This window comes from Pseudomonas sp. BAY1663 (assembly GCF_000582595.1).
Classification (GTDB): domain Bacteria; phylum Pseudomonadota; class Gammaproteobacteria; order Pseudomonadales; family Pseudomonadaceae; genus Stutzerimonas; species Stutzerimonas stutzeri_AF.
The window spans coordinates 1-6,817 of record NZ_AZSV01000140.1 but is presented as its reverse complement, the minus strand read 5'-3'; the positions used below and the strand labels follow the sequence as shown (position 1 = coordinate 6,817).

General features: G+C 67.2%; 7 protein-coding genes and 2 pseudogenes. All 9 read left to right on the top strand.

What is annotated here, in order from left to right; all coding sequences use genetic code 11:
* Positions 1-257 (top strand): annotated as a pseudogene (locus BAY1663_RS21730) (conjugal transfer protein TraG); the annotation flags it as partial.
* The gene (locus BAY1663_RS21725; RefSeq protein ID WP_037044983.1) at positions 254-730 is read left to right on the top strand and encodes a ribbon-helix-helix protein, CopG family; all 477 of its coding nucleotides are present in this window, start codon (positions 254-256) and stop codon (positions 728-730) included. The pseudogene BAY1663_RS21730 and the gene BAY1663_RS21725, both read left to right, overlap by 4 nt.
* Entirely contained in the window at positions 727-1,800 is a 1,074-nt protein-coding gene (gene trbB, locus BAY1663_RS21720; protein ID WP_037044981.1) for a P-type conjugative transfer ATPase TrbB, read from the top strand. The genes BAY1663_RS21725 and trbB overlap by 4 nt, the downstream gene beginning before the upstream one ends.
* Complete coding sequence (locus BAY1663_RS21715) at positions 1,797-2,183, top strand: TrbC/VirB2 family protein (RefSeq protein WP_033938316.1); 387 nt, start codon at positions 1,797-1,799, stop codon at positions 2,181-2,183. Before trbB ends, BAY1663_RS21715 begins: the two co-directional genes overlap by 4 nt.
* Positions 2,180-2,449: a VirB3 family type IV secretion system protein gene (locus tag BAY1663_RS21710; protein ID WP_037044978.1), complete on the top strand. Its 270-nt coding sequence runs from the start codon at positions 2,180-2,182 to the stop codon at positions 2,447-2,449. Before BAY1663_RS21715 ends, BAY1663_RS21710 begins: the two co-directional genes overlap by 4 nt.
* Positions 2,450-2,459: 10 nt before the next feature.
* Positions 2,460-4,906: pseudogene (gene trbE, locus BAY1663_RS21705) on the top strand (conjugal transfer protein TrbE).
* A complete protein-coding gene (trbJ, locus tag BAY1663_RS21700; RefSeq protein ID WP_037044976.1) occupies positions 4,903-5,631 on the top strand; it encodes a P-type conjugative transfer protein TrbJ in 729 nt (242 codons plus the stop codon). Before trbE ends, trbJ begins: the two are co-directional and overlap by 4 nt.
* 12 nt (positions 5,632-5,643) lie before the next feature.
* Positions 5,644-5,946, top strand: coding sequence for a hypothetical protein (locus BAY1663_RS21695; protein ID WP_037044974.1), 303 nt, complete (start codon positions 5,644-5,646; stop codon positions 5,944-5,946).
* A partial coding sequence (gene trbL / locus BAY1663_RS21690; RefSeq protein ID WP_037044973.1) for a P-type conjugative transfer protein TrbL occupies positions 5,943-6,817 on the top strand: 875 nt, incomplete at its 3' end. The genes BAY1663_RS21695 and trbL, both read left to right, overlap by 4 nt.

Sequence of the window (6,817 nt, the reverse complement as noted above, 5' to 3'; positions counted from 1 at the left end):
CTGCCGCGCCGGCCGTGGCACCCGCCGATGGCCTGGGCGGCACCGACGACGGTGGCCCGCGCCGGCAGCCGGAGCTATCCGAGGTTGCCGAGTACCACCCCGAACAAGCGCCAGCCGCCAACGACCTGGCGCTGCTCGATGACGACGACGACTTGCCGCTGCCTGCCTTTGCCGCGCTTCCCGGCCAGCTCGATCCGGCCATGCAGCGCACGGCCCGGCTGGCTTCCCTCGACCCTAACGACGGAATCAACTTATGAGCCAATACCGCCTCAACCTGTTCATCCAGCACGAGCACGCCAAGCGCCTGGACGAACTGGCCGCCAAGAAAGGCGTGTCGAAGTCCAGCATCGTTGCCGCTGCCTTGGCGTCCTGGCTGTCTCCCGACGCGGGCGATCAGCGCGAGGCCGCCATTGCCAAGCGGCTGGATCGCCTGTCGCGGCAGACCGAACGCCTGGAGCGCGACCAGAACATCCAGATCGAAACGCTGGCGCTGTTCGTCCGCTACTTCCTGACCGTCAGCACGCCGGTTCCCGAAGCGCATCAGGAAGCGGTCCGCGCCCAGGGCAAGGCGCGCTTCGAGCAGTTCGTCGAACAGCTTGGCCGTCACCTGCTGCGCGGCCGCAGCCTAGTGCGCGACGTGGTGGAGGAACTGCATCCCGACCCGATGAGGATGGATGACGCGGTGGCATTGGCCGAAGCCCATGAACGTGCTGCGGAGCGTGCCTCATGAGCGCCGTTCCACAGATGCCGCCCGAACCGCGTTCGTCGGCCGCGACTTCGCTGGATCGCCGCATCCAGATGCTGCGCACGGCAATGGGGCCGCTGATCGCCACCGCGCTGGAAGACCCGGACGTGGTGGAAATCATGCTCAACCCCGACCGCACGCTATGGGTCGATCGGCTGTCGTCTGGCCGCGCGCCGCTGGGCGTGGAGCTGCCCGAAGCCGATGGTGAACGCATCATCCGCCTGGTGGCGGCCCACGTCGGCGCGGAAGTGCATCGCGGCCAGCCGCTGCTGACCGCCGAGCTGCCCGAGACGGGCGAACGCTTCGAGGGCATCTTGCCGCCGGCCGCACCGGGGCCGGCCTTCGCTCTGCGCAAGCGTGCCGTGAACATCATCGGCCTGGATCGCTACGTGGCCGACGGCATCCTGACCGCCGGGCAGGCGGACTTCCTGCGCCGCGCCGTGCGCGAGCGGCAGAACATCCTGATCGCCGGCGGCACCAGCACCGGCAAGACCACGCTGGCGAACGCGCTGCTGGCCGAGATCGCTGCCACGGGCGATCGCGTACTGGTACTCGAAGACACCATCGAACTGCAATGCGCGGCCCGTGACCATGTACCGCTGCGCACCCGTGCGGGCGTGGTGTCGATGCAGGAGCTGGTGCGCGCCACGATGCGCCTGCGCCCAGACCGGGTGATCGTCGGCGAAGTGCGCGGCGGCGAAGCGCTGGATCTCATCAAGGTGTGGGGCACCGGCCACCCTGGCGGCGTCGCCACGATCCACGCCGGCTCCGCGCTGGGCGCGCTGCTGCGGCTGGAGCAACTGATTCTCGAAGTGGCGGTGAACCCGCCGCGTGCGCTGATCGCCGAGGCGGTCAACGTCGTCATCCACATCGCCGGGCGTGGCCGCAAGCGCCGCGTTGAAAGCATCGCTCGCGTCGTCGGCTTCGACGGCGCGGGCTACCGGCTGGCGGATGCGCTGGAAGTGCCGTTTCCCGAGCTGCCGCCGGTTCTTCATGCAGCCGCCGCCGCTGCGCCTTCCCTGTCCCCTGACCAACCCTCTGGAGAACTGCCATGACGCCCGTTGATGCTTTCCGTCTTTCCGTAAATCCGCTTTCTCGGCTGCCCATGCTGGCACGGTTGCGCTGCCTGGCCCGTCCCGCCGGACAAGGGCTGCTGCTGGCCGCGCTGATGCTCTTGCTGGCGGGCACGGCGCAGGCCGCCGGTTCCTCGATGCCCTGGGAAGGCCCGCTGCAATCCATCCTGGAGTCGATCCAGGGGCCGGTGGCCCGCATCGTCGCGGTCATCATCATCATCGCCACGGGCTTGGCACTCGCCTTCGGCGACACGTCGGGCGGCTTCCGCAAGCTCATCCAGATCGTCTTCGGGTTGAGCATCGCGTTCGCCGCGTCCTCGTTCTTCCTGTCGTTCTTCAGCTTCTCGGGCGGGGCCGTCGTATGAGCACGGCCAGCGATCTTCCGGGCTTCGAGGTGCCGCTGCACCGCTCGCTCACCGAGCCGATCCTGCTGGGTGGCGCGCCGCGCACGGTTGCCATTGCGAACGGCACGCTGGCCGCCGCCGTCGGGCTGGGCTTGCAACTGTGGATTCCCGGTGTCGTGCTCTGGATCGTCGGCCATTCGCTGGCGGTCTGGGGCGCGCGCGTCGATCCGCAGTTCATGCAGGTCTTCGCCCGGCACATCAAGCACAAGCCGCTGCTGGACGTATGAGGGGGATGCCATGCTGAACCTTGCCGAATACCGCCAGCGGCCCGCGCTGCTGGCCGACTGGCTGCCCTGGGCCGGGCTGATCGCGCCGGGTGTCGTCTTGAACAAGGATGGCAGTTTCCAGCGCACGGCGCGCTTTCGCGGACCTGATCTGGACAGCGCTACGCAGGGCGAGTTGATCGCCACGTCGGCGCGGCTCAACAACGCGCTGCGCCGCTTGGGGTCGGGCTGGGCCTTGTTCATCGAGGCCGAGCGCCGGCCGGCGGCGGACTATCCGCATTCCGACTTCCCCGAGCCACTGTCCTGGCTGGTCGATGAAGAACGCCGCGCGGCCTTCGAGGAATCGGGGCATCACTTCGAGAGTGGCTATCACCTGACGCTCGCGTACCTGCCGCCCGAGGAATCGCGCGCCCGCGCTGCCAAGCTGCTCTACGAGAACTCGCCCGGCGATGGCGTGGATTGGAGTGGCCGCCTCGACGCCTTCATGGCGGAAACCGATCGCGTCTTCGATCTGCTCGATGGCGTGATGCCGGAAATCGCCTGGCTCGATGACGCTGAAACGCTGACCCATCTGCACGCCACGGTTTCGACGCGACGCTACCGCGTGGGCGTGCCCGAAGTGCCGTTTCACATCGACGCGCTGCTGGCGGATTCCGCCCTGGTCGGTGGCCTGGCACCCATGCTGGGCGACCAGCACCTGCGCGTGGTGTCGGTGCGTGGCTTTCCGACCTCGACCTGGCCGGGTCTGCTGGACGACCTCAACCGCCTGGGCTTCGCCTACCGCTGGAGCACGCGCTTTCTCTGCCTGGACAAAGCCGAAGCGGAAAAGGAACTCGGCCGCCTGCGCCGCCAGTGGTTCGCCAAGCGCAAGAACGTGGTCGCGCTCTTGAGAGAAACCATCTTCCAGCAGGAATCGCCGCTGGTGGATACCGACGCGAGCAACAAGGCGGCTGACGCCGATGCAGCCTTGCAAGAACTGGGCAGCGATCAAGTCGCCTTCGGCTACCTCACCGCCACGGTGACGGTGCTCGATGCCGACCCGGCCGCGGCCGACGAGAAGCTGCGCATGGTGGAGCGCGTCATCCAGGGCCGGGGTTTCGTGACCATCCCCGAAACCCTCAATGCCGTCGATGCGTGGCTGTCGTCCATTCCCGGCAATGCCTATGCGAACGTGCGCCAGCCCATCGTCTCGACGCTGAACCTGGCGCACATGATGCCGCTGTCGGCGGTGTGGGCCGGGCCGGAGAAGAACGACCACCTCGGCGGCCCGCCGATGATCGTCACCCGCACCGATGGCGCGACGCCGTTCCGGCTGTCGCTGCACATCGGCGACGTGGGGCACACGCTGGTCGCTGGCCCGACCGGCATGGGCAAGTCCGTCCTGCTCGCCAAGCTGGTCTTGCAGTTCCGCCGCTACTTCGGCTCGCGGGTCTTTGCCTTCGACATGGGCCGCTCGATGCGCGCCACCGTCCTCGGCCTGGGCGGCGAACACTACGACCTGGGCGCCGATGGCGGCATTGCCTTCCAGCCGCTCGCGCGCATCGACCATGAGGCTACCGCACCTGGGCGGCCGAATGGGTGGAAGGCCGCTTGCTGCATGAAGGCGTGACCGTCGGCCCGGACGAGAAAGCGGCGATCTGGTCGGCGCTGGGCAGCCTGGCCGGTGCGCCGGTGGAGCAGCGCACGATGACAGGGCTTTCCGTGCTGCTGCAATCCAACGCGCTGCGGCAGGCGCTCGCCCCGTATGTGCTCGGCGGCGCGCACGGCAAGCTGCTGGACGCGGACGCCGACCGTCTTGGCCTCGGCGCCGTGCAGGGCTTCGAGATGGAAGAACTGATGCACAGCCCCGCCGCTGTGCAGGCAGTGCTGCGCTACCTGTTCGCCCGCTTCGATGAGCGTTTCGACGGCGCACCCACGCTGCTGATCCTCGATGAAGCCTGGCTGTTCCTCGATGAGCCGTCTTTCGCCGCCCGCATCCGGCAATGGCTCAAGACGCTGCGCAAGAAGAACGTCAGCGTCATCTTCGCCACGCAATCGCTGGCCGACATCAAGGATTCGACCATCGCGCCAGCCATCATCGAGAGCTGCGCGAGTCGGATTTTCCTGCCGAATCCGCAGGCGACCGAGCCGCAGATTCGCACGATCTACGAGGGCTTCGGGCTCAACAGCCGTCAGATCGAGATCGTCGCCACCGCGCAGCCCAAGCGCGACTACTACTACCAGTCGCGCCTCGGCAACCGCCTGTTCGACCTCGACCTGGGGCCGGTGGCGCTCGCCTTCGCGGGCGCATCCACCCCCCAAGACCAACGCGACATTGACCGCGTGCTTGCACAAGCCGGCGCTCCCGGCTTCGCGGGCGCGTGGCTGCGCCATCGCGGCCTCGACTGGGCCGCCGACCTGCTGCCGTCCGCACCGGCGGCTGCTTCCTTCTTGTCCCAACTATCGGAGAACCAGCCATGAAAAAGCGTCTTCTCGCCGCCACTGTCGCGGCCATGCTCTGCACCGTCTCTACCGTCCAGGCGCAATGGGTCGTGGTCGATCCCACCAACCTCGTCCAGAACACGCTGACGGCAATCCGCACGATGGAGCAGATCAACAACCAGATCCACCAGCTCCAGAACGAGGCGCAGATGCTGATGAACCAGGCGCGCAACCTGGCGAATCTCGACTTCAACATCGTCAACCGGCTGCGCTCTACGCTGGCCACCACCGAACGCCTGATCGCCGAGGCACAGGGACTGGCTTATGACGTGCAGAGCATGGATGCCACGTTCTCGCGCCTGTACCCCGAGCAGTACGCCGCCACCGTCAGCGGCGACCGCATGGCCCAGGACGCCCGCGAACGCTGGCAGAACAGCCTGAACGGCTTGCACACCGCCATGCGGATGCAAGCCCAGGTGTCGCAGAACCTGACCCAAGACGAAAGCGCGCTGGCCGATCTGGTCAGCCAGAGCCAGTCCGCCACCGGCGCCTTGCAAGCCATGCAGGCGACCAACCAGCTGCTGGCCTTGCAGGCCAAGCAGTCCATCCAGGCGCAACAGCTCCAGATCACGCAAGACCGGGCGGCCTCGCTGGAACTGGCGCGGCAGGCGGCGGCCACCGAGCGCGCCCGCGAAGTGCGGCGGCGCTTCCTTGGCACCGGCACGCCTTATACGCCGCAGCGCGTGGACTTCTACGGCAACTGATGGGAGACAGCCATGCGATGCGTCCTCGTCCTGTCGGCTTCGCTGCTGGCCCTGCTGCTGACCGCGTGCGGCCAGCAGCAGGCCGAAGACCTGGCCGACACCTTGACCACCGATCCCGTGCGGCTCAAGGCATTGCGTGCGCAATGTGCAGCCGATCGGCAAACGGTGGGAGAGGACGCCTGCCGCGCCGCCGCTGAAGCGTTCCGGCGGCGCTTCTTCGCCGGCCAGACCGGGCCGGACGAATACCGGACGCTGGCCGACCTGCCGCCGATTCTGCCGAGCGTCGATGAGCCAGCCGTGGAGGACGCGCCATGAACGACGTGACCATCATCGACCGCTTCCTCGACACGTTCTCGCGCTACATTGACTCCGGCTTTGGGCTACTGCAAGGCGAAGTGGCGTTCCTGACCGCCACGCTCATCGTCATCGACATGACCATCGCCGGCCTGTATTGGGCCATGAGCCACGCGACCGGCCAGGGCGAAGACGTGATCGCCAAGCTGCTGCGCAAGGTGCTCTATGTCGGCGCCTTCGCCTACATCATCGGCAACTTCAACTGGCTGTCCGGCATCGTGTTCCGGTCATTCGCCGGCCTGGGCCTGACGGCCACCGGCTCGGCCATCACGATGGAGAACTTCCTGCAACCGGGGCGGTTGGCGAAAACCGGCATCGACGCGGGTGCGCCGATTCTGGAACAGATCGGCGACATGGCGGGGTTCCCCGAGGTGTTCGTGAACATCGACCCCATCGTGGTGATGTTCCTGGCGTGGCTGGTCGTCATCCTCTGCTTCTTCGTGCTGGCGATCCAGCTTTTCATAACCCTCATTGAGTTCAAGCTAACCACGCTCGCCGGCTTCGTGCTGGTGCCGTTCGCGCTCTGGAACAAGACCTCGTTCCTCGCGGAAAAGGTGCTCGGCAACGTGGTGTCGGCGGGTATCAAGGTGCTGGTACTCGCCGTGATAGTCGGTATCGGTTCGGGCCTGTTCGCAGAGTTCCAGACCGTGCCGGATGAGCCATCCATCGACCATGCCCTGGTGGTGATGCTGGCCTCGCTTGCGCTGCTGGCGCTGGGCATCTTCGGGCCGGGCATCGCCACGGGTCTCGTGTCCGGTGCGCCACAGCTTGGCGCGGGCGCGATGGCGGGCGCAGCAGTCGGCGCTGCCGGTACGGCCGTTGCCATCGGCGC

Excerpts from the sequence above, each read along its gene's own strand:
- trbB (WP_037044981.1), top strand. The coding sequence starts at position 727 with ATGAGCGCCGTTCCACAGATGCCGCCCGAACCGCGTTCGTCGGCCGCG.
- BAY1663_RS21710 (WP_037044978.1), top strand. The coding sequence starts at position 2,180 with ATGAGCACGGCCAGCGATCTTCCGGGCTTCGAGGTGCCGCTGCACCGC.
- BAY1663_RS21695 (WP_037044974.1), top strand. The coding sequence starts at position 5,644 with ATGCGATGCGTCCTCGTCCTGTCGGCTTCGCTGCTGGCCCTGCTGCTG.
- BAY1663_RS21715 (WP_033938316.1), top strand. The coding sequence starts at position 1,797 with ATGACGCCCGTTGATGCTTTCCGTCTTTCCGTAAATCCGCTTTCTCGG.
- BAY1663_RS21725 (WP_037044983.1), top strand. The coding sequence starts at position 254 with ATGAGCCAATACCGCCTCAACCTGTTCATCCAGCACGAGCACGCCAAG.
- trbJ (WP_037044976.1), top strand. The coding sequence starts at position 4,903 with ATGAAAAAGCGTCTTCTCGCCGCCACTGTCGCGGCCATGCTCTGCACC.